The sequence below is a fragment of the Syntrophomonas sp. UBA1041 genome, from assembly GCF_002316705.1.
Lineage (GTDB): Bacteria > Bacillota > Syntrophomonadia > Syntrophomonadales > Syntrophomonadaceae > DTU019.
Genome location: NZ_DCEA01000003.1, coordinates 101,590 through 125,910 on the forward strand (window position 1 = coordinate 101,590; position 24,321 = coordinate 125,910).

At 53.3% G+C, this 24,321-nt stretch carries 27 protein-coding genes and 1 other annotated feature; of the genes, 3 read left to right on the forward strand and 24 right to left on the reverse strand.

All coding sequences use genetic code 11. From position 1 onward, the window contains the following. Positions 1-116 precede the first annotated feature (116 nt). The 7 genes from B2633_RS01000 to B2633_RS01030 all read right to left on the reverse strand — a co-directional run bounded on the left by B2633_RS01000 (position 117) and on the right by B2633_RS01030 (position 9,012). Positions 117-398, reverse strand: a complete 282-nt coding sequence (locus B2633_RS01000; protein ID WP_483168675.1) for an ACT domain-containing protein — start codon at positions 396-398, stop codon at positions 117-119. Between the two features lie 63 nt (positions 399-461). Next, entirely contained in the window at positions 462-3,185 is a 2,724-nt protein-coding gene (gene ileS, locus B2633_RS01005) for an isoleucine--tRNA ligase (protein WP_483168706.1), read from the reverse strand. Positions 3,186-3,310: 125 nt separating this feature from the next. Further along, positions 3,311-3,533: a binding site (T-box leader), on the reverse strand. A gap of 1,144 nt (positions 3,534-4,677) precedes the next feature. Continuing rightward, positions 4,678-5,304, reverse strand: a complete 627-nt coding sequence (nth, locus tag B2633_RS01010; RefSeq protein ID WP_483168676.1) for an endonuclease III — start codon at positions 5,302-5,304, stop codon at positions 4,678-4,680. A gap of 88 nt (positions 5,305-5,392) precedes the next feature. Then, positions 5,393-6,115 (reverse strand): amino acid ABC transporter ATP-binding protein, encoded by a 723-nt coding sequence (locus B2633_RS01015; protein WP_483168677.1) that lies wholly within the window; start codon positions 6,113-6,115, stop codon positions 5,393-5,395. Further along, complete coding sequence (locus tag B2633_RS01020) at positions 6,112-6,822, reverse strand: amino acid ABC transporter permease (protein ID WP_483168679.1); 711 nt, start codon at positions 6,820-6,822, stop codon at positions 6,112-6,114. Before B2633_RS01020 ends, B2633_RS01015 begins: the two co-directional genes overlap by 4 nt. Positions 6,823-6,901: 79 nt before the next feature. Then, complete coding sequence (locus tag B2633_RS01025; protein ID WP_483168680.1) at positions 6,902-7,705, reverse strand: transporter substrate-binding domain-containing protein; 804 nt, start codon at positions 7,703-7,705, stop codon at positions 6,902-6,904. A 413-nt stretch (positions 7,706-8,118) separates the two neighbouring features. Then, complete coding sequence (locus tag B2633_RS01030) at positions 8,119-9,012, reverse strand: LysO family transporter (protein WP_481038303.1); 894 nt, start codon at positions 9,010-9,012, stop codon at positions 8,119-8,121. 393 nt (positions 9,013-9,405) lie between these two features. Between B2633_RS01030 and B2633_RS01035 the strand changes: the two genes are divergently transcribed. Continuing rightward, entirely contained in the window at positions 9,406-10,275 is an 870-nt protein-coding gene (locus tag B2633_RS01035; protein ID WP_483168681.1) for a DMT family transporter, read from the forward strand. A 34-nt stretch (positions 10,276-10,309) separates the two neighbouring features. Here the strand turns inward: B2633_RS01035 and B2633_RS01040 are convergent, their stop codons facing one another. From B2633_RS01040 to pgeF, 15 genes are all read right to left on the reverse strand, one after another. Continuing rightward, on the reverse strand, positions 10,310-10,672 hold the full coding sequence (locus tag B2633_RS01040; RefSeq protein WP_483168683.1) for an ATP-binding protein: 363 nt from the start codon (positions 10,670-10,672) through the stop codon (positions 10,310-10,312). Positions 10,673-10,914: 242 nt separating this feature from the next. After that, the gene (locus B2633_RS01045; RefSeq protein WP_483168684.1) at positions 10,915-11,424 is read right to left on the reverse strand and encodes a CGGC domain-containing protein; all 510 of its coding nucleotides are present in this window, start codon (positions 11,422-11,424) and stop codon (positions 10,915-10,917) included. A 91-nt stretch (positions 11,425-11,515) separates the two neighbouring features. Then, positions 11,516-11,848 (reverse strand): cupin domain-containing protein, encoded by a 333-nt coding sequence (locus B2633_RS01050; protein WP_483168685.1) that lies wholly within the window; start codon positions 11,846-11,848, stop codon positions 11,516-11,518. A 129-nt stretch (positions 11,849-11,977) separates the two neighbouring features. Continuing rightward, on the reverse strand, positions 11,978-13,594 hold the full coding sequence (gene hcp, locus B2633_RS01055; RefSeq protein ID WP_483168686.1) for a hydroxylamine reductase: 1,617 nt from the start codon (positions 13,592-13,594) through the stop codon (positions 11,978-11,980). Between the two features lie 62 nt (positions 13,595-13,656). Continuing rightward, entirely contained in the window at positions 13,657-14,067 is a 411-nt protein-coding gene (locus B2633_RS01060; RefSeq protein WP_481038297.1) for an RrF2 family transcriptional regulator, read from the reverse strand. Between the two features lie 175 nt (positions 14,068-14,242). After that, complete coding sequence (locus tag B2633_RS01065; RefSeq protein WP_481038296.1) at positions 14,243-14,533, reverse strand: DUF167 domain-containing protein; 291 nt, start codon at positions 14,531-14,533, stop codon at positions 14,243-14,245. A 1-nt stretch (position 14,534) separates the two neighbouring features. Beyond that, positions 14,535-15,032 (reverse strand): DivIVA domain-containing protein, encoded by a 498-nt coding sequence (locus tag B2633_RS01070; protein ID WP_481038295.1) that lies wholly within the window; start codon positions 15,030-15,032, stop codon positions 14,535-14,537. A 139-nt stretch (positions 15,033-15,171) separates the two neighbouring features. Further along, on the reverse strand, positions 15,172-17,055 hold the full coding sequence (locus tag B2633_RS01075; protein ID WP_483168687.1) for a peptidase U32 family protein: 1,884 nt from the start codon (positions 17,053-17,055) through the stop codon (positions 15,172-15,174). A gap of 84 nt (positions 17,056-17,139) precedes the next feature. Next, positions 17,140-17,412: a YggT family protein gene (locus tag B2633_RS01080; protein WP_483168688.1), complete on the reverse strand. Its 273-nt coding sequence runs from the start codon at positions 17,410-17,412 to the stop codon at positions 17,140-17,142. An 18-nt stretch (positions 17,413-17,430) separates the two neighbouring features. Continuing rightward, positions 17,431-18,228 carry a pyrroline-5-carboxylate reductase gene (gene proC / locus B2633_RS01085; protein ID WP_483168690.1) on the reverse strand — a complete coding sequence of 266 codons (798 nt, stop codon included), beginning with the start codon at positions 18,226-18,228 and terminating at the stop codon, positions 17,431-17,433. Next, positions 18,228-18,656 (reverse strand): cell division protein SepF, encoded by a 429-nt coding sequence (locus B2633_RS01090; RefSeq protein ID WP_481038291.1) that lies wholly within the window; start codon positions 18,654-18,656, stop codon positions 18,228-18,230. The genes proC and B2633_RS01090 overlap by 1 nt, the downstream gene beginning before the upstream one ends. Positions 18,657-18,684: 28 nt before the next feature. After that, a complete protein-coding gene (locus B2633_RS01095; RefSeq protein WP_483168691.1) occupies positions 18,685-19,371 on the reverse strand; it encodes a YggS family pyridoxal phosphate-dependent enzyme in 687 nt (228 codons plus the stop codon). A gap of 36 nt (positions 19,372-19,407) precedes the next feature. Further along, positions 19,408-20,451: a sensor histidine kinase gene (locus B2633_RS01100; protein ID WP_481038289.1), complete on the reverse strand. Its 1,044-nt coding sequence runs from the start codon at positions 20,449-20,451 to the stop codon at positions 19,408-19,410. A gap of 11 nt (positions 20,452-20,462) precedes the next feature. Beyond that, positions 20,463-21,182 (reverse strand): response regulator, encoded by a 720-nt coding sequence (locus B2633_RS01105; protein WP_481038288.1) that lies wholly within the window; start codon positions 21,180-21,182, stop codon positions 20,463-20,465. Positions 21,183-21,191: 9 nt separating this feature from the next. Then, positions 21,192-22,007, reverse strand: a complete 816-nt coding sequence (pgeF, locus tag B2633_RS01110) for a peptidoglycan editing factor PgeF (protein WP_483168692.1) — start codon at positions 22,005-22,007, stop codon at positions 21,192-21,194. Between the two features lie 51 nt (positions 22,008-22,058). Between pgeF and B2633_RS01115 the strand changes: the two genes are divergently transcribed. Both B2633_RS01115 and B2633_RS01120 read left to right on the forward strand, forming a co-directional pair. After that, the gene (locus B2633_RS01115) at positions 22,059-22,364 is read left to right on the forward strand and encodes a putative signal transducing protein (RefSeq protein WP_481038286.1); all 306 of its coding nucleotides are present in this window, start codon (positions 22,059-22,061) and stop codon (positions 22,362-22,364) included. Positions 22,365-22,595: 231 nt separating this feature from the next. Next, positions 22,596-23,426 (forward strand): hypothetical protein, encoded by an 831-nt coding sequence (locus tag B2633_RS01120; protein ID WP_483168693.1) that lies wholly within the window; start codon positions 22,596-22,598, stop codon positions 23,424-23,426. Positions 23,427-23,480: 54 nt separating this feature from the next. Here B2633_RS01120 and nrdR read toward each other — a convergent pair whose 3' ends face one another. Together nrdR and B2633_RS01130 are read right to left on the reverse strand one after the other, a co-directional pair. Continuing rightward, the gene (gene nrdR, locus B2633_RS01125) at positions 23,481-23,933 is read right to left on the reverse strand and encodes a transcriptional regulator NrdR (RefSeq protein ID WP_481038284.1); all 453 of its coding nucleotides are present in this window, start codon (positions 23,931-23,933) and stop codon (positions 23,481-23,483) included. 89 nt (positions 23,934-24,022) lie between these two features. After that, entirely contained in the window at positions 24,023-24,316 is a 294-nt protein-coding gene (locus tag B2633_RS01130; RefSeq protein ID WP_483168694.1) for a YlmC/YmxH family sporulation protein, read from the reverse strand. Positions 24,317-24,321: the final 5 nt, after the last annotated feature.

Below are 24,321 nucleotides of genomic sequence, written 5' to 3' on the forward strand. Positions count from 1 at the left end.
GGGAACATTCCCAGTACTCCGGGACATTACCCAAAACGGGGTGTGTCCCCGCACATTAGCGCTATATCCCCGTTTCTTGTCTCCTGGCCAGTCAAAAGAACCGTCCCCGTGATTCGTTAGATGCGGTGCATGTAACGGAAGATGTCCTCATGCTGCACTGTAACCTGCAGGCCCAGCTCCTGGCCTTTTTGATCCAGCAATTGTTTCAGCTGGGCCAAATCCACGGTGCTGTGGGAGAAATCCACCACCATCACCATGGTGAAGAATCCCTGCAGTATGGTCTGGCTGATGTCCAGGATATTTACATTGGTGTTGGCCAACACCCCGGAAATTCCGTAGATGATCCCGACCCGGTCATGTCCCAGGACGGTGATAATCAAGCGGTTGCCTTCTTCCATAGCGTCCTCCTGCTTTTGATTGTATTTATGGTCAGGGGCGATGCTTGACCGCCCCGCCCTCGATTACAAACTATCGATGACCTCTGCGCAGCGCCGGCATAAGGTGGTATGCCCGGGATGCCTTCCCACGGTAAGGTCGATTATCCAGCAGCGCTCGCATTTTTCGCCAGGCGCGGGTTGAACCTCCACCGCCAGGCCGGAAACATGCTCCAGACTCACAGCCGCGGCAGGCGGCGCTTCTTCGGGTACAACCCGGCAACTGGACACGATAAACATTTTCTCGATCTCACCCATACCGGCAAAAACCTGTTCCCAGGCCGGATTTACATAAATGGTGATGGCGGCTCCCAGGGAATGACCGATCACCTTTTGAGCCCGGGCTTCTTCCAGGGCTTTGGTGACCACTTCGCGGGCGCTCAATACCATATCCATGCGTTTCTCCAGGGCATCATCCTGATATTTGTCATCAGGCAGCGGCCATTCCAGGAGCTGCACGCTTTCCGGCTGCCCCTCGCGGCGCAGGTAGGACCAGATCTCCTCGGTGGTGAAGGCCAGAACCGGAGTGAGCATTACCACCAGATTGTTGATGAGCCGGTACAAAACGGTCTGGGCCGCTTTGCGCTGGGGATCCTGCGGATTGGAACAATACAGTTTATCCTTAAGGATATCAAAGTAAATGTTGCTCAGTTCGATGGTGCAGAAGTTGTGGATGGCATGGAACACCACATGGAACTCGTACTCATCATAGGCATTGGTCACCCGGCGCACCAGTTTATCCATTTTCAGCAAGGCCCAGCGGTCCAGGTCGGTCAGGTTCTCATAAGCCACCTGATCTGCTGCCGGGTCAAAGTCGTACAGATTGCTCAATATAAAGCGGCAGGTGTTGCGGATCTTGCGATACGCTTCCGCGCTCTGTTTGATGATGTTCTTGGAAACCGAAACATCGTTGCGGTAATCGGCCGAAGATACCCACAGGCGCAGGATGTCGGCCCCCATCTCTTTAATCATCACCAGGGGATCGATGACATTGCCCAGGGATTTGCTCATTTTACGGCCTTGTTCATCTACCGTGAAGCCGTGGGTCAAAACCTGGCGGTAAGGAGCGGCGCCCCGCACTGCCACAGCGGTGGAAAGCGAGGAATTGAACCAGCCGCGATGCTGGTCGCTGCCTTCCAGATACAAGTCAGCCGGCCAGCTGAGATCCTTATAAGTGTCCAAGACCGCCATATGGCTGGAGCCGGAGTCGAACCACACATCCATGATGTCGGTCTCCTTGCGGAAATGGGTTCCGCCGCAGCCGCTGCATTGATAGCCTTCCGGCAGAAGTTCGGCCGCATCTTTGATGAACCAGATGTCAGAGCCGTGCCGGGCGAAGAGCTGGGAGATCCTGTTTATCGTCTCATCGTTGATCACCGTCTCGCCGCAGTCATCGCAATAGAAAATAGGGATAGGCACACCCCAGGTGCGCTGCCGGGAAATGCACCAGTCTCCGCGGTCGCGCACCATGTTGTAGATGCGATCCCGTCCCCAGGCCGGGATCCAGCGCACCTCATCGATGGCCTGCAAAGCGTTTTCGCGGAACCCGTCAATGGAGGCAAACCACTGCTCGGTGGCGCGGTAGATGATGGGGTTTTTGCAGCGCCAGCAATGGGCGTATTGATGTTCGATCCGGCTGCTCTTTAAAAGCATATTGCGCTGGGTCAGTTCTTCAATAACCGCATCATTGGCTTTGTGTACGTACAAGCCCTGGAATTGCTGGGCTTCAGCGGTGAAGCGGCCGCTGTTGTCAACCGGTGAGATCACTTCCAGACCATAGATTTTCCCCACATAGAAGTCCTCTTCGCCATGGCCGGGAGCGGTGTGAACACATCCGGTACCGGCCTCCAGGGTGACGTGCTCGCCCAAGACCACCAGGGAGTCGCGTTCGAAAAAGGGATGGGCGCAGACAATCAGCTCCAGTTCTTTGCCTGCAAATTCCTGCAAGATCTTGGTATCCTGCCATTCCAGCTCTTGGCTGACCTCCTCTAAAAGGCCTTTGGCCAGGAGGTATTTTTCATTGCCGGCCTGAACCAGCACATATTCATAATCGGGATGCAGGGAAATACCGGTATTGGCCGGCAGGGTCCAGGGGGTGGTGGTCCAGATCACCACAAAAGCGTCTTCAGGCAGCACTCCTTTGCCGTCCTTGACCGGGAATTTTACAAAAATCGAAGGCGACACCTTGTCTCCGTATTCCACCTCGGCCTCGGCCAGGGCGGTTTCGCAGTCGCCGCACCAGTACACCGGTTTGAGGCCTTTATAAATGTAGCCTTTGCTGGCCATAGCCCCGAAGACCTGAATCTGTACGGATTCAAAAACCGGGTCCAGGGTCATGTAGGGGTGCTCCCAGTCGCCTCTGACCCCCAGGCGCTTGAACTCGCGGCGCTGGATGTCCAAATATTTCAGGGCATATTGTTTGCAGTGGTTTCTGAACTCCACCACATCGGTGCGGTGACGGTCCAAGCCCAGGGCCTTGATGGCCTGCTGTTCGATGGGCAGCCCGTGGGTATCCCACCCCGGCACATAAGGCGAATCATAACCGGACATGGATTTATATTTGACGATTATGTCCTTCAATACCTTATTCAAGGTGTGGCCGACGTGAATGTCCCCGTTGGCATAAGGCGGCCCGTCATGCAGTATAAAAGTGGGCCGGCCGGCGTTTTTGTCCTGCACCTTTTCATAAATCCTGGTCTTTTCCCAGTAATCCAAGATTTCGGGCTCCCGGGTGGGTAGATTGGCCCGCATGGGAAACTGCGTTTGGGGAAGATTCAGGGTTGCGTCATACTTACCTTTTGCCAATGTGATTCACCTCAAGTCTTAATTTGCTGGCGATTTGGCGGGAGGCCGCGGGAAAAATAAAGCCCTCCATCCTCAGGGACGAAAGGCCTCTTCCGCGGTACCACCCATCTAGCGCCTGCCCAGCCGCAGACACCGCTTTTCCGCTCTATAACGCGAGCAGACGTTCAAACCTACTATAAGTTCGGGTTGAAGGCTCCCGGGTGATCTTCGTCGAAATGGGAGGAGCCGGCTTGCACCCACCCGGCCTCGCTCAACCTTAACCAAGTCGATTACTGTCCCGTTCTCAGCCGCTTATTATCATGGTTAAACCGAAAATAATAATTTATTGTAGCATATCCCCTCGTGGCTAGCAAGCAATCCGCAAAGAGGGCTGCTGGGAAGCATCCCCACCACTGCTCGGGGTTGTGAAAATTTATATATCGATTCTTGCCGTGGGGCGGTGCTATTATACTGAGAGTTATACGTTACACCTCCACCTTAAGATGACTCCACTCGATTTCTCGGCAACATGCTATTGCCGCTTTTTGCCGCAATCATATACCAATACTTGATGCTCAGTCTTCAAAGCTTCAATTCTTTACCCAGTCAAAAAAATTATTGAAAAAAGACACTTGGCAACAGTGATTTAGTTTAGGCTTACACTATTATTAAAATTCTTCTTACGTATCAAGTCAGAGATTAAGCTGTGAGGTTTCAGCTGTTTATGGCCATTTGAGCCTTTTGCCCTGTCTTATGCGTATGGTTTCCGTTAACTGCATTCGTGGTTTATTTCAGCATTTTTTGCAAATTATTTATATTTTGTCGACTTTGGCTGCCTTCGTTCGTATTTTTCTTACGTTATTGTAATGTTCGCGCAGTATATTGTTTTTTTTTTCACTATGCTATAATGAGTATAATCATAGAGATATTTAGAGAATCCCGGTTCATTATGACTTTAATCAGCCTATCTTAATCGGGAAATCACCTTCAAGTCATTAGCTGTTGGGAGGAGAATAGCGAGATCAGCTCAGACCCGCGCGGAGGGTCTTGTTAAAGCATTTAATCATTGGTGGTTTGGGGTTCAATACGCAGATCTTCGCTTCATGGCCCGCTGTCCCGGTTCAAGGCTTTCGCCGGGTAATCCTTTAGGACAGCAGATTCGGTTCCGGGATTAAAAAGCTGCGGTTAGACCGGTTGCATTTGTGACAAAGACCAGCAGCATTTCATTCCTTGACCGCATGCATTGAGCTATACTGCGAGAGCTACCGCCACTGGTGAAATAACCGGTGGCATATTTATATCCCGAGGGAATAGAGGGAAATAGGGGGGAACACGGGACGGTTTTTGCCGCTGATCAAGCGGCGGGGACCGTTCCAGTGTTTTTCTGAACGCAACTGGTTTGACAAAATAGCAGGTTGATAATGGAGACGGTCGACGGTCCCCTTGTGTCCCGGGAATGTCAGTCGATGTTTTTGGGGCACATCGATTCTAGAGGACAGAAACTGCATTGCGGGGAGCGGGCTTTGCACACCGCCCGCCCGTGGCTTATCAAGAGGTGATGGGCCTGACCCCAGCGTTGGCGGGGAATCTGAGCTTTCAGGCCAGCTTCGGTTTGATGGGGCTGTTTGGCATCAACCAGTCCAAGCCGGTTGCTGACCCGGTGGACATGAGTATCCACCCCCAGACCCGGCAGACCGAACCCCACCGCCATAACCACATTGGCACTTTTGCGCCCCACCCCGGGGAGTTCGATAAGCTCTTCAAATGTATGCGGCACCTCCCCGCCGTATTTTTCGATCAGGATTTCTGACAGGGCTTTGATATGGCGGGCTTTGTTGCGGAACAGGCCCACTCCTTTAATGAGCTCCTGCAGTTCCTCCATCGGCAGATATGCCATCCCTTGCGGGGTGGAGTATTGGCTGAATAATCTTTTAGTGACCTGATTAACCTGCTCGTCAGTGCTCTGCGCAGACAAAACCACCGCTACCAAGAGCTGAAAAGGGCTTTGGAAATTCAGCCTGGTTCCCGCCTGCGGATAGGCATCCTGCAGAATATCCAAAATTTTTTGGGTTCTTTTACGATTCATGCTCTTTCACCTGAGGCATGGGGACGGTTCTTTTGCCTGCCTTCGGCAGGCAAAAGAACCGTCCCCATGCCTTTTCCATTAATTTGCTTTACAGAACCTTGCTCAGGAAGGACTGAGTACGGGAGTTTTGCGGATTGTCAAAGATGTTGACCGGTGAGCCTTCCTCCATGATAATCCCTTCGTCCATAAATATCACCCGGTGCCCCACTTCGCGGGCAAAGCCCATCTCATGTGTGACCACCACCATCGTCATGCCTTCATGGGCCAGGTCTTTCATGACCGATAATACCTCACCTACCATTTCCGGATCCAGCGAGGAGGTAGGCTCGTCAAACAGCATGACTTTGGGATGCATAGCCAGGGCCCGGGCGATGGCCACCCGCTGCTTTTGTCCCCCGGACAGTTGGGCGGGATAGACGTGGTCCTTATCCGGCAGACCCACTTTGCGCAAGAGGCCTATGGCGATTTCCTCAGCCTGTTCTTTGGGCATGCCTTTGAGTATTATGGGGGCCATGGTGATGTTCTCCAGGGTGGTTTTATGGGGAAACAGGTTGAAAAGCTGAAAAACCATCCCCACCTGCTGGCGCAACGCGTTGATATCGGTCTTGGGGTTGGTGACCTCCACCCCGTCGATGAATATGTGCCCCTGCTGAACCGTTTCCAGTTGATTGATGCAGCGCAGCAAAGTGCTTTTTCCGGAGCCGCTGGGCCCGATCACACAGACCACTTCGCGCTCTGCGACGTGGAAATCGATGCCTTTTAGGACTTCCAGGCGACCGAAATTTTTGTGAATGCCTTTGACTTCTATCATTCTGTCGCCAGTCTCCTTTCAATCCAGTCCCCCATCATGGCGATGGTCTTGGTCATTATATAATATACCACGCAGACAGCGCCCCACACCCAGGCCGCTTCATAGGTGGTGGAATAGAGCAGTTTGCCGCGATGGGTCAATTCCATAACTGCGATCACCGAAACCAGTGAAGTGTCTTTTAACAACATGACGAATTCATTGATCATGGGGGGAACCACAATTTTATAGGCTTGCGGCAATATCACGTAACGCATCGCCTGACTGCCGTTCATGCCCAGCGAGCGGGCCGCCTCCATTTGCCCCCGGTCCACCGCCTGAATGCCGGCTCGCACGATTTCTGCCACATAGGCGGCGCTGTTGAGCGAACAGGCGATAACGCCGGATAAAAATGGCCCGCTATCAATAAATATGGGCAAGATGCCGAAGTGAAAAAGCATTACTTGCACCAATAAAGGGGTCCCGCGGAAGAAATCAATATAAATGACGGCTACTGAACTCAAAAGCCGCCAACGGGACATCTTCATTAAGGCAATAATGAGTCCCAGCACCATGCCCGCAGAAACGGACAAAACCGTCAGTTGTAGAGTTACCAGGCCGCCCTCAATGAAGTATGCCCAATTGGAAGCAACCACGTTAAAGCCATTAATAGCGGTTAATTTCTCCCATAGCGTGGCACCGAACAACATCGGATATGGCGTTATGGCCATTGGCTGTTTTCTCCTTCCCAACGAGATGCCTGAAAGAGCGAGAAGCCTCTCGCACTTTCAGGCATCAATGAGTCTGTTCTTACTCGCTGAACCACTTCTTGTAGATCTGATCGAATTCTCCGCTGGTCTTGAGTTTGGCCAGACCTTCGTTTATCATCTGCAAAGTCTCGGCATCGCCCTTCTTGATGCCGATGCCGTACTGATCATCAGCCTGGAAGATCTCGCCCACCACTTTGATCTTGTCTTTGCCGTCGGTCTGCATATAATAATCGGTGACCGCCCAGTCATTGATAACTCCTTCGGCCCCGCCCTTTTCCAGTTCCATAAAGGCTTCACCGATACCGTCAAAAATACGCACTTGAGTCTTGGGGTCTTTTTCCTTCAGTTTCTCGGAAGCAGCGGCTCCAATGGTGCCTACTTCAGCAGCCAGTTTTTTACCGGCCAGGTCGTCGTATTTATTGATGGTGGTATTGTCAGCGCGTACCGCTACAATGAGGCCGCCTTTGAAATAGGGATCACTGAAATCAATGGCTTTCAGGCGATCCTCGGTGATGGACTGCGCCGAAATAGTGACATCCACTTTGTCGGCCTGCAAGGATGGAATCAAAGCGTCGAAGCCCATGCTCTGAATCTTGACTTCATAACCCTGAACCTTACCGATAGCCCGGATCAAGTCCATATCGAATCCTATGAAATCACCGCTGGCCTTGTCCACAAATTCGAAAGGCGGATATGTAGCTTGGGTGCCGACATTGAGGACTTTTGCCGGAGCAGGGGTTTGGGCCCCCGGCTGGGGTGCGGGTTCTTTCTGGGCGCATCCGCCCACGGCTGCCAGGCTAAAGACCAGCATGGCAACCAACAACAGTTTTAAGTGCTTTTTCATGCTCTCCTCATCTCCCTCTTTTGTTTTCTGGGTTTCCCACGATCTCAACAGACAAGTTAATTATACATGTAACTACCCGGCTCGACAACAAAAAGGGTTTTTCGCCAGAAGGTAAATGCAGTAAAGGCGGACACTGAAATTTTCATGCCGATTATTCGCCGCCTTTAAGGGCGCCGCAGGCATATTGGGCGTCGTCGAAATGTTGGAATTGGCGGGCCTCTATAGGGTTGGGAACGTGTTGGGGCGGAGCTTGTGAGCAAGGGAGGTCATAAGATTACAACAAGGTGACAAGGTCAATATCGCCATGCACAGGCGACAGACTGTGTCGGGAATAGAGCGGCCGTGAAAACGGTCAGGTCTGCCAGGAAAGGGCGGCAGCTGATATGTCCGCCCGTTATCATTATAAGGAATGGCTAGGCCAGGCCATAAAGCAGCATAAGCAGGAGCGGCACCGCTACAGACAAAACCACTCCGTTGAAGATTCCCAAAAGGGTGTACTCTTCCGGCAGACTGCGTTTGATAACCGGCAGGGTCACATCCATGGTGGAAGCCCCTCCCACCCCAAAAGCAGACAATTCTGAAAAGCGGGACAAGAACGGAACTGCCGCAAAGGTGAGGATTTCCCGCAGTATGTTGCTAAGCAGGGCCAGGAGGCCGATATCGACGCCGGATTGATGGGTGATGACCACCGAAGCGAAGGAATAGAATACCATCGTCCCGCCGATGGCTGCAGAGTCCACCGGATCGAGCCCGGTGAAGAGGCCGGCCAGGAGGCCTCCCGCTACGCTGCCGATAGTAACCATGACCGGCACCATGGCATACAGCCATATCTTTTTAGTCTGGGTGATGAAATGCAGTGAACCGCGAATGGTCACCCCTATAGCGGTGCAGATAATTACCAGCGACAGGTTGAAAAGCACACCGGCCAGATTGGCAGGCATGGTAATCCAGTATTTTCCGCTCAATACCCCCAGGATGACGCATAAGGCGATGATTCCGATCAGAAAGGCTTCCCGTCCCAGGCCTGAACGTTCGCGGGGTTTTCCGCGGCGGATGAAGCGGTGGATGAAAAGCCGCTCATAAAGAAACACCGCCAGCACGCTCACCAGGCTCGAGGCCAGACAATAAAGCAGAGCTTGGGCCCCCAGGATGGGAATAGCCCGCATGATTTCCTCACTTCTGCCCAGATTCATACCCATGGCTATCAATAAAATATAAAGTCCGACGCGTATCATCCGGTCCGACCAGCGTAATAAGCGCTTGCTGAGTACAAATCCAATTATTACGCAGATGGCAACCAGCCACATGGCAATGCCCCCTCAAATGGCTTCGCTTTAGCTTTCCCCAAGCTAGGGGATTTGATTTCGCCACTATCTATCATACAATTTTTCGCCAAAAATTTACAGGGTGTAATGGGGGATTATCAGGTTTCAGTACAGCCTTACAGGGAGGTTGCCGGGCTCTATGGCAACAATCTTGCCTCAGGAGATTATAGGAATTTACATTGGGGAGCGGCTGAACTTCTTTTTCTCAAGCGGAATTCAGACGTTCGAGGCTGTTCATGCCGCTGGATTAGCAGCGCCGGACGAACACTCGGCCCGACTTCAGTCTGTATCGGGGCTGCCTTGACATCGCACTGCTTTCGGGTGTTGCTTCCCGGTTTATATAGTGCTAACTTAAAAGAGTTGGGGGATGAGGATTTGTTAAAAAGGCTTGATAAAGGACTTCAGGCTGATCTGGGCATGTTGATGGTGGCACTGGTGTGGGGCGCCACATTTGTTATCACCAAGCAAGCCCTGCTTGATATCGGACCTTTTATGTTTCTGGGGATACGTTTTCTCCTGGCTTTTTTGGTCCTGGTATTACTCAGCTTTGGGCACCTGCGCAAAATAAATAAGCAGACTGTTTTGACCGGTATTTTCATCGGGTTCTTTTTATTTGTGGGCTATATTTTTCAGACCGTGGGGTTGCAGTACACCACCTCTTCCAACGCCGGCTTTATCACCGGTTTGAGCGTGGTTCTGGTGCCTTTGCTGTATCATCTCCTGGAGCGCTCTGTGCCGCACTGGTCGACACTGCTCAGCGCCGCAACAGCTGCCCTGGGGCTTTTCCTGATGTCAGTTCCGGCGGGCTCTTTCCGCCCCGGGTACGGCGATCTGCTGGTGCTAGGCTGCGCGGTCGGCTTCGCGGTGCATATCATCCTGGTAGACCGCTACTCCCACAATTTTGGGGCCACAGCCATCACCGCGGTGCAGATATTTACGGTGGGGATTTTGTGCCTGGCCATCGGCCTGGTAGTCGAGCCCGGACGGATCGTTCTGACCGTCCCGGTGATCAAAGCCATCCTGATCACTTCCATTTTCGCCACCAGTCTGGCCTTTTTGATCCAGAACGCCATGCAAAAATACAGCACCCCTACCCGCTTCGCAGTAGTTCTTGCCATGGAACCGGTGTTTGCCGGTGTTGCGGGCTACTGGTGGGCGGGTGAAGTGCTCTCGTCGCGCGCTTATCTGGGGGCCCTGCTGATTCTCCTGGCCATGCTGATCGCTATCCTCATCGCCCGCAAGTAGCCCCCGCCGCATGTCGCGGGGACGGCAGACCGGCTTAACCGTGGATCAGGCCGGGCAGGCATCGGGTGCAAACCCAGTGGCTCTCCCCATTTTTGCGGACCTGCAAGAGGTAGTGTTCGGCTTCGCTGTGCCGGCACAGGTGGCAGCGCAACAGTTCCTGCCCTGCCGGGTCACGGCCGATATCTTCCGGGATCTCCACTGCATCTGACCTTCGTTGCAAAGACAGGGCTCCTACCGGGCAGGCCCCTATACACACTCCGGCTCCATCGCAAAGCTCCGCGCTGATTACTTTGGCCTTGCCGTCTACCAGCGCCAGAGCGCCTTCCACGCAGGGTGAAATGCACTCGCCGCAGCCGTTGCATAATTCTTCATCAATCTTTATAACTGTTCTCGCCATCTCATCTACCTCCCTGGCAGAATTTCTTGTAGTATTCCCAATCGGGGGTTGGGATCTTTATGAAATGCGGTTTAATCAGGCCAACAAAGCCGTTTAATAGCTCGGGCGGAGTCATGCGCTCACCCGGTTTGCGCAAGGCAAGACCGTTCTCACTTGCGTTTGGGTTCTGTACGCACCTCGTTTACGCCAGCCAGAAAACCTTCCCGGCTTGCGCCAGGCAGCGTCGCTAAGCGCCCGGGTTTTTAATGATGGGTTCCTTCTATTACTTTGAGGCCTTTGCTTTCCAATGTCTTTTTTATTTGTTTGACATGGGGGCAGCGTGGATAATCCTCTTCCAGGAGCATGCAGGACGATAAGTGCACCACATCCACCCCATAGCGCATTAAGCTGTCCACCAGGCGAAATACCCGCCGTCCCGGACAGCCCCCGCAGGTAAAAAACCCCACCAGTTCTATATCGCCCGGGTAGTCCTTGAAATGGCTTTCCCGGCGGTTGAAGGACTTCAAACAGGCCACCCCGGGGCAGACCTCGGATACAATTTCGCAGCGCACCACCGCCACCCGGGTTTTGGAAGCATCGGCTTCCTTTCCGATGTAGCCCAGGTATTTGGCCTGCGCTGCGGTGACATCGCTTAGCTCAACGGTATCGGCTCCTTTTTTGCGCACCTCTTGCTCGACCGCGCGCCGGGCCATTTTGCGTACAAACCCGGGCACTTTCTCCAGGGCTTGCTGAGCTTCCTCGCTCCATTTCACAGTATAACCCTCCGCATTTTAAAGAGTCCACCCCTGTACAGGGGACGGGACTCATCCGGCCGGATTCGCTGCCTGTAGCCTATACCCGGCCTCAGGAGCGGATCATGACCAGCATCATTTTAAATCTCTCCGGAGCGTGCAGGGCGTGCGGCTCTCCGGCGGGCATCATGATGACCTCTCCCGCTGATACCTGATGGGGCGCCCCGGAAACGGTCACCTCGCCCTTCCCGTCCAGGATATACACCAGGGCATTATACGGTGCGCTGTGCTCGCTCAAGCCCTGTCCGGCATCGAAAGCAAAAAGGGTTACGGTTCCGGTGGGCCGGGCTATCAGTGTGCGGCTGACCACGGACTGCTCCTGATATTCGATCAGTCCGGCGGCAGCGGCGCCGTTTAGAATTTTTTGATCAGGCTGCTTGTTCATGAGCTTCACTCCTTTACTCAAGATGTGGAAAAAGCCCCCCGGGGCGGTCAGCCCGCCCCAGCAGGGAAGAAGAATTATATTGAAGTTGGCCCCGGGTTGATCAGCCGCGGCCAATATTTATTTCAGCGCTTAGCCTAAAATGGCTTGTAAGTCCTGTTCCGGTTCGCCTACCGCCTGGATGCCGAAGTTTTCCACCAAGACCCCCAATACGTTGGGGCTGACGAAATTAGGCAGGCTGGGCCCCAGGCGAATATCTTTGATGCCCAGGTACAAAAGGGTCAGCAGTATCGAGACCGCCTTTTGCTCATACCAGGATAACACCAGTGAAAGAGGCAGGTCATTGACCCCGCAGTTCAGAGCCTCGGCCAGGGCAACTGCGATTTGTATGGCCGAATAGGCGTCATTACATTGTCCTACGTCCAGCAGGCGCGGAATGCCGCCGATGCTGCCCAGTTCCTGATCGAAGAAGCGAAACTTGCCGCATCCCAGGGTCAATACCAGGGTGTCGGGCGGGGTTTGGGCCACAAAGTCGGTGTAGTAACTGCGCTTCCCCTTGGAGCCGTCACAGCCCCCTACCAGGAAGACGTGGCGCAGTTTGCCGTCAGCCACTGCCTTCAGAACCTGATCAGCTACGCTCAGAACCGTCTGCCGGGCAAAACCGACCATAACCTTCTTACCCTCTTCATCTTCGGCAAAACCAGGTGCGGATTGAGCGGCTTTAATAATGTCCCCGAATACCCCGTTGGGCAGATGAGCCACCCCCGGCCAGCCTACCGGTCCGGTGGTGAAAATACGTCCTTTATAGCTTTCTGCAGGCTCCTGCAAACAGTTAGTGGTCATCAGGATGGGGCCCGGGAACAGGTCAAATTCTTTTTTCTGATGCTGCCACGCGGTTCCGTAGTGCCCGTACAGGTGCCGGTACTTCTTCAGGCCCGGATAGCCGTGAGCCGGCAGCATTTCACCATGAGTGTAAACCAGGATACCGCTGCCTTCGGTGGCCTTTAAGATATCCTCCAAATCCTTGAGGTCATGGCCTGAGACCAGAATGCATTTGCCGGCTTGGTGTCCCAAGGGCACCTCAGTCGGGGTGGGATGGCCAAAATGTTCGGTATTACCGCGGTCCAGAGCCTCCATGGCCAGGAGGTTGATGCGTCCGCATTCCAGCACTAATTGCACCCATTCGCCCAGTTCCATCTGGCTGTGCCCCAGTGTGGTCAGAGCCCTGGTCATGAACTCATAGATCTCCTGATTTTCCTGTCCCAGGATCTGTGCATGGTAGGCATAGGCCGCAATCCCGCGCAGTCCATAGAGCAGAATTTCCTGTAGAGAGCGAATGTCCGGATTAGCCTGGCGGTCAATGATAAGCCCTGCTTCCTCGCCTTGTTTGATCATCTCGCTCAAGGTGGCAGCCGGCTCAAATGCTATGGCTCCATCCAGGCTGATGCCTTTGGCCTCAAGCTCTTTCGTAAGACCGTCCCGCAGCTTCACTGTAGTTGTAATCGAGGCGGTAATCTGCACCGGGTCAAAGGTGACATTTGTCAAGAGGCTGAACATGGCCGGCATGAAGTGGCGATCCGCCTCGGTCAGGTCCATACCCGTGGGACGGGCTTTTTCCACCACGGACGCCAGGCTCTGCAGGGCATGCCCCAGCAGATCCTGCAAGGCTGCTACATCAAGGCTTTTGCCGCATACTCCTTTGACGGTACAGCCGCCTTTAGCTGTCTGCTCACATTGATTACAGAACATCTTGTCATCCTCCTATAAAAGATTTTGTTGAGTACTATTATCCACAATTAGAGTAAAATTTTTTATTCCGGGTTGTCCGCTAACAGATCTAAAAGGGATTCGCGGTTGAGTTCCCGAAGCAGCGCAGCCTGCCCTCTGGCCAGAACCCGGTGCACCGGACAGGTCGGCTGATTGGGGCAATCATAACCCGGTTCCAGGCAGACATTGAGGGCCAGGGGACCTTCTACCGCGGCGATGATGTCCGCTATGGTGATCTCGCCCGCGGGTTTGCCCAGGCGCACTCCGCCCTGCACCCCACGCTGAGTAACGACCAGACCTTGCAGCGACAACAGATGCACGGTTTTTTTGAGAAAATCCTCTGGTATCCCCTGCCGATCGGCTATGAGCTTGCTGGCCAACACTTCCCCGGACGGGTTCTTGGCCAGTTCCAGCATTATTTTAATGGCATATTCGGCCTGTCTGGTGATTTGCATTTTCTCTGCTCCTGTTGCTTAAAGTGGATAATGTTTATCATGTTTGTTATGTTTTGATTATAACGGCTAACCGCCAAGATGACAAGCAGTTTTTGGGCTGAGAAAAATTGCCTGAAACAGCAAAAGTTGAAGTGATTATTTTGAGAGGCTTAATGGATGGCTGCCCCTGATAATCCTAAGCTAATCCCAATCTAGCCAGGAGCTGCTCTCTGTTCAGGCCTTTGATCTCCACGGTTTTATGGCGGGAGGATTCCCCTTTGGCCAGGTGCACCTGGCTTTTGGAGAGCTTCAGCCGCTGGGATAAAAAAGCCACCAAGGCCTGGTTGGCTTCGCCTTCCACTGGTGGTGCGGTGATTTTTATTTTCAAAGCCCCCTCGAATTCACCCACGATCTGATTCCTGGAGGAGCGCGGCTGAACCAGGACCTCCAGGCGCAGGCCTTCCCGGGTTTCAATTATATTGAGCAACCTATATTACCTCCATCTTGATAGCCTCCAGACCCTCCATCATCTCTTTGAGGTCTTTGCCGTAGAAAAAGCCGGCCAGGTCTTCAAAGCGCTTCTGGCTCTTGTCCAGCATTTCCATCTGCCCGCCCAACTGGGCTTTGAGTTCAGCGCTGTAAATATTGAGCCGCTTGATCACATCCTGGTATATGTTGAGCATCTCGGAAATTTTCTGTTTGGATTCACTCAGCATCAGGGCCGCTTCACGGTGAGCGTTCTGTTTTAATTCTTCGGCGGTCTGCTGTGCCAGAATGAGGCTGTTGTTCATGGTCTCTTCCATCTTGCGGTATTTGCTGATCTCAAATTCCAACCGCTGAATTTGATCGCGCAGGGTGGCGTTTTCATGGAACAACTTCTCATAGTCCTGCGCCACCAGGGCCAGGAAATTGCGCACTTCCTCCTCCTTGAAGCCACGCATGCTGCGGTTGAACTGCTGACTGCGTATCTCCATGGACGTCATCATTAGGCAGCCCTCCTTTTCTATTTGGTGCAACCCCCGTGGAATACCCGGGGTTTCAACATCTCCTCATTTTATACTCATACTTATTTATTTTGGCGCGAGTCAAGAACCATCCCCGCTTGCGCGCTGGTGTGAGGCGGCGCTACAGGCGCCGGGCGGTCAGTCCATCCGGGAACAGCTCTATAAGCTGCAGGTAGGAAGGCTGTTCTAGCCGCTTTCCCTGCGCCATGTCAGCTATGGCCTGTTGATAGATTTCTACCACCTCCCGCAACAGCTGAGGATGATAGAATTGCCCGTCAATACGGAAGCGTTTAATGCCGGCCGCCGCCATACCCGGCAGGTGGTTGAACAAGGCCAGATCATAGGGGAAATAAATATGGTTGCGGCATTGCCAGTCGGTTCTGATCTTAAATGCCTGTTCGTAGCAGTCCATCAGAGCGTAGCCGGTCTTTAAGCAGTGAATCTTGCAGTCGGCCGCGCTATCATCGCTCCAGGAACGGGCCGGGCAGTAGTCGGTGATCATGCCGCACAACGGCCCCTGCACCAGAACCTCCAGTTTTTCGCCCAGGGCAGCCAATGCCCGGAGGCTGTCCCGGTCGGTTTCCAGCGAGGCGGTGACGAGTGCGGCCCCCTGGTTCAACAACCAATGGGCGGTTTCGTAATTGGCGACATTCAGGCCATACCCGGCTTCCACCGCCATATCCATCTCTCCGGCCAGCTTCCATGCCCCGTATTCATTAGCGATGACCCCCTGCCAGGGAAATTGACTCCAGGCTTTTAGATTTTTCCGCAGCGGGTCCAGGTTATCCTGGGTGATGATGCGGGGGGTTTCCGCAAAAAGTCCGATATCCTCCGCTGCAGCCAGGTCGAAGGCCGTCTTGAGTTGTTGCCGGGTCCAATTGGAGCCCTCCTGACGCATCTTTTCCGTTCCTATTATCAGTTCTTTGACCCCGCTGCCCAGCAGTCCGCGCATTTGATCCAGAGAACCTATTTTAACCCGCAGTTGCGTCTGGCAGGGCGCAAGCACCGTTTGGGGCTGATAGTCTTCAGCTTTAAGGCTCAACAAAGGCCGGGCCTCGGTGGGGAAAAAGGGCTCCCGCGAACCATCCAGCCCGATCGCTTCCCGACCGGGACGCTCCAGGAGATTGCCCAGGGTGAAATCGCGCTGCCGGTGGTTGATAAGCAATTGATGGTCTTCCGGATCCGGGGCGGCTTCAGGATCGCTCATGATGCGGTCCAGGGCCTGGCGGTAAACTGAAATAATGCTGGTCAAATACCCGGCTTCACGCATGCGCCCTTCGATCTTAAAGGAGCGCACCCCGGACCGGGCTAATTCGCGCAGGTAAGGATATACACACAGGTCATGGTGGGCCAAGTGGTAGCTGAATTCTTTCGGGTCGGCAGCTGCGCCGGTGAGGCGGTAGGCCCAGCGGCAGGGTTTGATGCAGCGGCCCCGGTTGCCGCTGGCGCCGCTAAGATAGCTGCTCATATAGCATTGTCCGGTATGGGCTATGCACAGATCGCCGTGGGCGAAGAATTCCAGGGAAAGTCTGCAGTTCTGGTGAATGCTTTTTATTTCGGCCAGAGAGAGGTTTTTGGACAATATAGCCCGAGTGAAACCCTGCTCTTCCAAAAACTGCACTGCGGCCAGATTGCCGACGCCCATCTGTACACTGGCATGCAAGGGCACGGTCAGGCCCATTTCCTGGGCCAAAGCCACCACTGCCATATCCTGCACGATCATGCCGTCAGCCCCGATATCCTGCACAAAATCCAGATAGCCGCGCAGTTCGCTCAGTTCGCGGTCATAGTAGAGGTTGTTTACGGTGATGTATAATTTCTTGTCCTGCTGATGCAGATAGGCGGCCGCATCCTGAAGTTCCTCAGGGGTGAAATTCATACCGGGTTTGAGCATGCGCATATTGAAGCGCTTGTCTCCGCAGTATACCGCATCAGCCCCGGCCTCAGCCACAGCCTCTAATACTTCCCATTTTCCGGCTGGGGCCAGGAGTTCTAATTCTCGCATAGTTTAAAAGACAACTCCTTTGATAAATGACCAAATGACCGGCAGATACCGGCTCTTATGATTCGTAGTTATTAGATCAGGCGGTTAGAATCTGAATATCATCAATATGACCCGGATAACCGCCCAGCGCACCACTTCCAGAGCTAAAACCACCACGATGGGTGAAAGATCCAGCCCGCCCAGCATCGGCACCAGGCGCCGGAAGGGGGCCATGATCGGTTCGGTGACCTCGTACACAAAACGGATGATGGACTGGTAAGGATTATGGGGTATAAATGACAGCAGACAGCGTATAATCACCATCCAGATTAATACGCTGAAGGCGATATTGACGATTTGGATTAATAAGCCGCTCAATTCTTTCTCTCCCGTCTTTTATTGTCTGCCCAGCTCTATGGAGCGCTGGTAGGCTTTTTCAATGGCGTCGAAGAAAGCCTTGCGCAGGCCGTTGGCTTCCAGCTGCCTGACCCCGGCGATGGTGGTGCCGGCAGGAGAACACACCTGTTCTCTCAGTATAGCCGGATGCAGGCTTTCAGACTCCAGCATGGCCACGCTGCCTTTAAAGGTCGCAAGCACCAGTTCCCGGGCCAGGGGCGCATCCAGGCCGACATTCACCGCGGCGTTAATCATGGCTTCAACCGCTAAAAACACATAGGCCGGGCCGCTTCCTGAGACTGCGGTGACAGCGTCCATCAGTTTTTCTTCAACAGTTACCGCCGCACCCAACTGGGCAAAAATATCCCGGGCGATCTGCATCTGCACCGGCGTAGCCAGCTTGCCCGCACACAGGGCCGATACCCCTTGGCCGATTAAGCAGGGGGTATTGGGCATGACCCGGATGACTGCGGTTTTACAGCCGCTGGCCTTTTCCAGGGTTTCGGTCTTGACCCCGGCCAAAACCGAGATCAACAGTTTACCCGAACTCCAGGTTCCCAGGCTGTCCTTCATGACCTGCTCGAGCTGTTGGGGTTTGACCGCCAGGATGATCACATCGGCCGCCTCTATGGATTCGCACAATGCGCAGGCCGCGGCTCCGAACTCGGCCTCGAACAAAGCGCTGCGGGCCGGGTTGATATCATTGCAATAAACTGCCGCAAAAGCCTGCCGGTCAAGTCCTTTGAGTATGGCGTAAGCCATTTTGCCGCAACCGATAACTGCCAGTCTTTGGGGCACTATTTATCACCCCCGAAGATATTGCCTAAACCATGTTTGCGCATTATTGACCGGGCGTCCCTGGCAATCTCCACATTGCTGGGGGTGAAGATAAACACATGCTGGCCCAGCTGCTGGCTGTTGCCGTCCAAGGCATAGGTGGTGCCGCTTACAAAGTCAAGAATGCGCTGCGATAATTCTTTAGGGGTATTTTCAAAGTTCATGATTACCTGTTTGCGGTTTTTCAGATGATCGGCCAGAATCTGCACCTCATCGAAGCTTTCCGGTTCGCAGACCACCACTTTCATGGTCTTATTGGAGTGTATGCTGACCACATTGGAAATACTACGCATGTTTTCTTCGGGAACTGCCGGCATATCGATGACTTCCTCCTGGACTTCCTCCGCTTCTAAACCAAGCCAATTCCATAATTTGTTAAGTTTACCCATTCTACTTACCTCCTTGTCCCTTTGCTCACTAACGATTTTGCTCCCCAAACAACGCGGTACCTACCCGAATCATGGTAGCCCCTTCCTCTATGGCGCTTTCAAAATCCTGCGACATCCCCATGGAAAGGTGCCTCATCTCCACATTCTGGCAAGTCCTACGCTTATAGCATCGATAAATTTCGTGCAATTCTTTAAATATTGGCCGAGATTCTTCGGAATCTTCCGAAAGAGGAGCCATGGTCATCAAACCCTTTATCCTCAGCCACTTCAACTGCCCCACCGACTGCAAGAATTCTTCGATATCGGGAACTAATACCCCGGTCTTCTGAGCTTCACCGGCCAAACTGACCTGCAGCAAGGCCGGAACCTCTATTCCCATCAACCCGCCTCTTTTATCCAACTCTTCGGCCAGAGACCAGCGGTCCAGGGAATGGACCAAAGCCGCCGTGCCGACCACGTCCTTGACTTTATTGGTCTGCAAACGGCCGATCATATGCCAACGGGCTTCGGGGAAATGCCCCTGCTTTTGCTTCAGCTCCTGGGCCCGGTTCTCGCCAAAATGGGTCAGCCCCAGGGCCATGGCCTGCTCTACGGCTTTTAAGCCTACGGTTTTGCTGACCGCAATCAAGGTGACTTCCTGGGGGTCGCGGCCGCAACGCCGGGCGGCGGCTGCAATCTTTTGCTGTATATTATGTAGATTTTCGACTATGCCCAATGAATCGCAACTCCCTGCTTCCCGGTTCCCGGGACTCTAAACAGTCAGAAAACAAACTCCAAAAGTGGAGCCTTTGCCCACTTCACTCTTGACAAACACCTGCCCGCCATGTGATTCCACGATATGCTTGACAATGGAAAGCCCTAAACCGGTGCCCCCCTGACTGCGGGTGCGAGCCTTGTCCACCCGGTAAAAACGCTCGAACACCCGGGAAATGCTGTCCTCGGGTATCCCCACCCCGGTGTCGGTCACAGTAATTATAATACGGCTTTCCCGCTGTTTGCAGCGAATGATCACGACTCCCCCGATAGGGGTGTATTTTATGGCATTATCCAAAAGATTGATCAAAACCTGGCCCAGGAGGTCTTCATCGGCATGCACATCAGGCATGGCCGGCGGGTAGATGAATTTAACCATCAAATCCTTTTCACTGATCTGCGGCCCCAGCATATTGATCACCGAGCGGATAGAGCGGGCCAAGCCGACCGGCTTGGGCTGAATCAGCTTTTCTTTGGATTCAATGGAAGAAAGGGTCAAGAGATCCTCAATCAGTCTGCTCAGACGATCGGTCTCGGTGTCGATGATGGTCAAGAAGCGCCGGCAGGTGTCGGAATTGCCCATGGCTCCGTCCAGAAGAGTCTCTACAAAACCCTTGATGGAGGTTAAAGGGGTGCGCAGCTCGTGGGAAACGTTGCCGGCAAACTCGGACCTGACCTGGGCAAAATTACGAATGTCGGTGATATCGTGGAAAACCACTACGGTGCCTTCCAGCTGGCCTTGCTCGTCCTTGATGGGCCGAACCAGAACCCGGTACACCTGATTATGGGTTCCCAGCATGGTCTCAGTAAAAGTTTCTTTGCCCCCCAACAGGGCTTCGTCAACCATGGCCACCAACTCGCCATTATTGGGGCTGATGGTTTCCATGGTCTTGCCTACCAGGGTGCCCCTGGCGGTGCGAAAGATTCTCTCGGCGACATGATTGGCCACTATCACCCGGCCGTCCAGGTCAAATATGATCACGCCTTCGACCAGGCTGGTCAATATAGCTTGCATTTTAGGCTGATCCAGTAATGTAACCATGTTTAATACCTCTAAATCACCGATTTATCTTCAGTAAAACGATAACCTACTCCGCGGACGGTTTCAATATAATCCGGATAAGCCGAGTCGTCGCTGAGCTTCTGGCGCAGGTGGCGAATGTGAACATCCACCGTTCTGGTATCACCAGAGTACTCATAGCCCCAGACCTTTTCCAGCAAGGCTTCGCGGGTAAACACCTTGCCTTGATTGGAGATCATCAGGCCCAGTAACTCAAATTCCTTGGGGGTCAGTTCCAGCTTCTTCTCACCGATAAAGGCTTCATACTTTTCGGGGATTACCAGGAGATCTTTATACACATATACCTTTTTGCCCATGGCCTTCTCGGCCTGCAGAATTTTCAAAGCGCGCAGCCTGGCCTTGACCCGGGCTATCATCTCCCGGGGGCTGAAAGGCTTTTTGATATAATCGTCAGCGCCCATCTCCAGTCCCAAAACGGTGTCGAATTCCTCGCCTTTGGCGGTGAGCATTATGATGGGAATGCTGTTGTACTCCGGGTTGAGTTTCAAAGTACGGCATACCTCCAACCCGTCGATTTTGGGGAGCATGATATCCAGGATAATCAGGTCGGGCATCTCGCTCTTGACCTTCTGCAAGGCGCTGAGGCCGTCATAGGCCACAACCACTTTGTATCCTTCTTTTTCCAGGTTAAACTTGACCAGCTCAACGATATAGGTTTCGTCATCGACTACCAGTATCTTGGTGTTCTGCATTTCTTCTCCTTATTTCCTGAGAGCTATAGCCGCGCCCATGCGTCCGGTTTGTCCCTGATCGCGGCGGTAGGAAAAAAAGCGCTCCGGGTAGCAGGCGGTACACAACGGGCAGGTGATGATGTTGTCCCAGGGAATGCCGGCAAGCATCAGGATCTGCTCGTTGGTGGCTTTTAGATCCCAGGTATAGCCGTGTTCATCCTCATAAATTATATCACTAAAATCGCGAAATCTATCCTTTACTTTCTGCACCAGATCAGGCTGAACGCGATAACAGCAAGCGCCGATGCCGGGGCCGATAAAGGCCTGTATATCCCCCGGAACAGAGCCCATGGTCTTGACCATGGCCTGTACGGTTTTGGCTGCAATCTGCAGGTAAGTACCTTTCCAGCCGCTGTGGGATACGGCTATAACCCGCCGGGCCGGATCAAAAAAGAATAATGGGATGCAATCGGCATAAAAAGTGGCCAGAGCCAGATCGGTCTGGTCGGTAATCATCCCATCCCAGCCGCAAAGTGCGGTCTGATCACTGTAAGCCCCGCTGCTGCGGTCTTTGCGGGATACTATACCCACTTCGCTGCCATGGATCTGCTGGCAGGACACCATATCCTCCAGCCCCAAGCCAAAAAGCTGCATCAGCAGCTGCCGGTTATGCACTACCTTTTCGGGGTCGTCGCCCACATGCAGGGCCAGGTTTAAACTGTGGCAAGGCTGGCTGCTCAAGCCTCCGGTGCGGGCGGTAAAGACCACTTGCGCGCCTTTTTCCTGCCAGGACGGCACGGTTATATACTCGAGACCATGTAATTGTTGCCAGGTCCAGCGGTTCATTTGTTCAACCTCTTTCTTTCGCGTACAATATGGTTAAGGAGGTGGGTTGTAATGAGCAGTCACTCCGTTCCCCCGACCCCTGAAGGCAGCGGGGGCAGTCGCGACCAGACTATGGTTTGGGTTACTCTAGTACGAGTCTTTCCTCCTGATGACATTATAATTGAAAGCCTGTTAAGATCACAGGAAATACCTTATCGAATCGAACGCAATGCCATTTCGCAGATTCCGCTGTCGGTAGGACCTTATGCGGAAACCGTGATAAAAGTGCCGCAGGAATGGGAAACCGAGGCCTTGAGGCTCTTGGAGCCCGTTCCTGAGCAAGCTGAAGGCGAACCCGGCACGGCTCCGGATAATTAAGATAAGGGCTGCTTCTCCATCCGGATTATGGAGTTGTCTTGAATAGTCTGCATCCTGGCCGGATCAGCGGTTTGATCTCTGCGGATTTGAACCTCAGGGCCGGGATCCCCCCTTGAAAACAATACAGTTTTGCTCAGATTGCAGCGCTTTATCTCAATGGTTTTTGGTTTATTTGGATTTCTGAATCCGGATGGCCGGAAGCAATATCAGTAAGCAAGGAAGGTGCCCAACTTGCTGACCATCAGCCAGGTGGCCCGACGCTACCAGCTTAACAACCGCCAGGTTCACGAATTGATGGAATATGGCTATCTGCAGGTCTCACAGGTCTTACGCAACGCCAACGGGGGCCTAAGCTATCTGTTTGCTGAGAAGGATCTGGAAGCGGTCGATATTTATTCGTCACTGGCCGACCTGCAAGATAAAAAATCCCTCCTGGGGGGCCGGGGCCTCAATAAGGCCCGGTTCAGCAAAGTGCTAAAGGCCGTCCACCATTACGACCGTTTTCTGGCCAGCATAGCGGGCCTGCCCGGCGAGGAAGTCCTGCGCATATCGTTTTACTTATTTCATCTTAACCATTATGCCAAACGTTATCCAGAGCAAAGCCAGGAACTGTATTCCCTGAAGAACCGGGTGATAAAAAAGCTCTACCGGGAAAATCCGGATCTTATTCAGGTGCGCTACCTCATGGGGCCGGACCGCACCCGCATCTGGCTGTGTGAAGACTGCAAAGACTCGGCCCGCAGCGCAGGCTTTTCCTTTGTGGAATATTTAAAAAAGGGACATCACTGTCCCAAATGTTTTGTGCAATCGGTTGAACCCGAATATTACTCGCTTTTCGAGTTTATTATAGCTCTAGGCAACTACCGTTTCGTTTTTCACCTGCCCCGCTCCTCAGCCCGGCGCTGGTTAAAAGATATTCCCGATCTGGAGCAGGGCCACCGCGAGACCGGGCCTTATGAAGACTTCATGTATCTTTACGGCCGTGCCTCCACCCGGGTGGAAGAAAAGAGCTTCCCGCCGGCTATGGTAGTGGAAGCCCTCACCGCCTACCTCAACCGATGACGCCCGCGGACACAGACGGACACATGTGTCCGACGTCCCCATGTGTCTCATGTCCTACTGTTTTTTCAGCTGTTCGATGGTTTTAATGAAGCTGTTGAGATCGGCAAATTGTCGGTAGACTGAGGCAAAGCGCACATAGGCCACTTCATCCAGGGCCTGCAGACGCTTCATAACCTTCTCCCCAATCACCTGACTGCTCACTTCACGTTCATATTCATCGCGCAATTCGCGCTCCAAACCGGCCACCAGGTTTTCAATATCCTCCATGCTGACCGGTCTCTTTTCACAGGCCCGGGTGATGCCGGCCAGCAGCTTATCACGGTTGAATTGCTCGCGGCTGCCGTCCTTTTTTACCACCACCAGAGGTCTCTCTTCGATTCTCTCATAAGTTGTGAATCTGCGCTTGCAGGCGTTGCACTCCCGCCTCCGGCGTATGGAGGCGCCGTCGTCACTGGCCCGGGAATCCACCACCCGGCTCTCAAACTCCTGGCAATAGGGGCATCTCAAATTATCTTCCCCCTTAGGCCTTTCTAGTTCAGGTGCTGCCCTTATTATCGCCAAAAGGGGCCGATAATTCAACTTGATATTATTGAGGCTTAATAGCGATCGTCATCGATGCGATAATCGCGGCGCTGGTAGCCCTCAACCTCATTAGCCACGGGAACTTCCACCAGAATGACGTCCCGGCCGATGCGGATAATCTTATGCCAGGGCACAGTCACCTCTTCCCGGCGGGAGAAAATGTTGAAGCCCCGGCTGTGCCCGGGCATGACCAAACCCAGGACACGGCCGTTCTCCAAGTCTAAATCTATATCTATGATGTTGCCCAGTTTCTTCCCGTCTACTATATTGATTACATCTCGGGTTCGCAAGTCGGATATTTTTATCATGAATC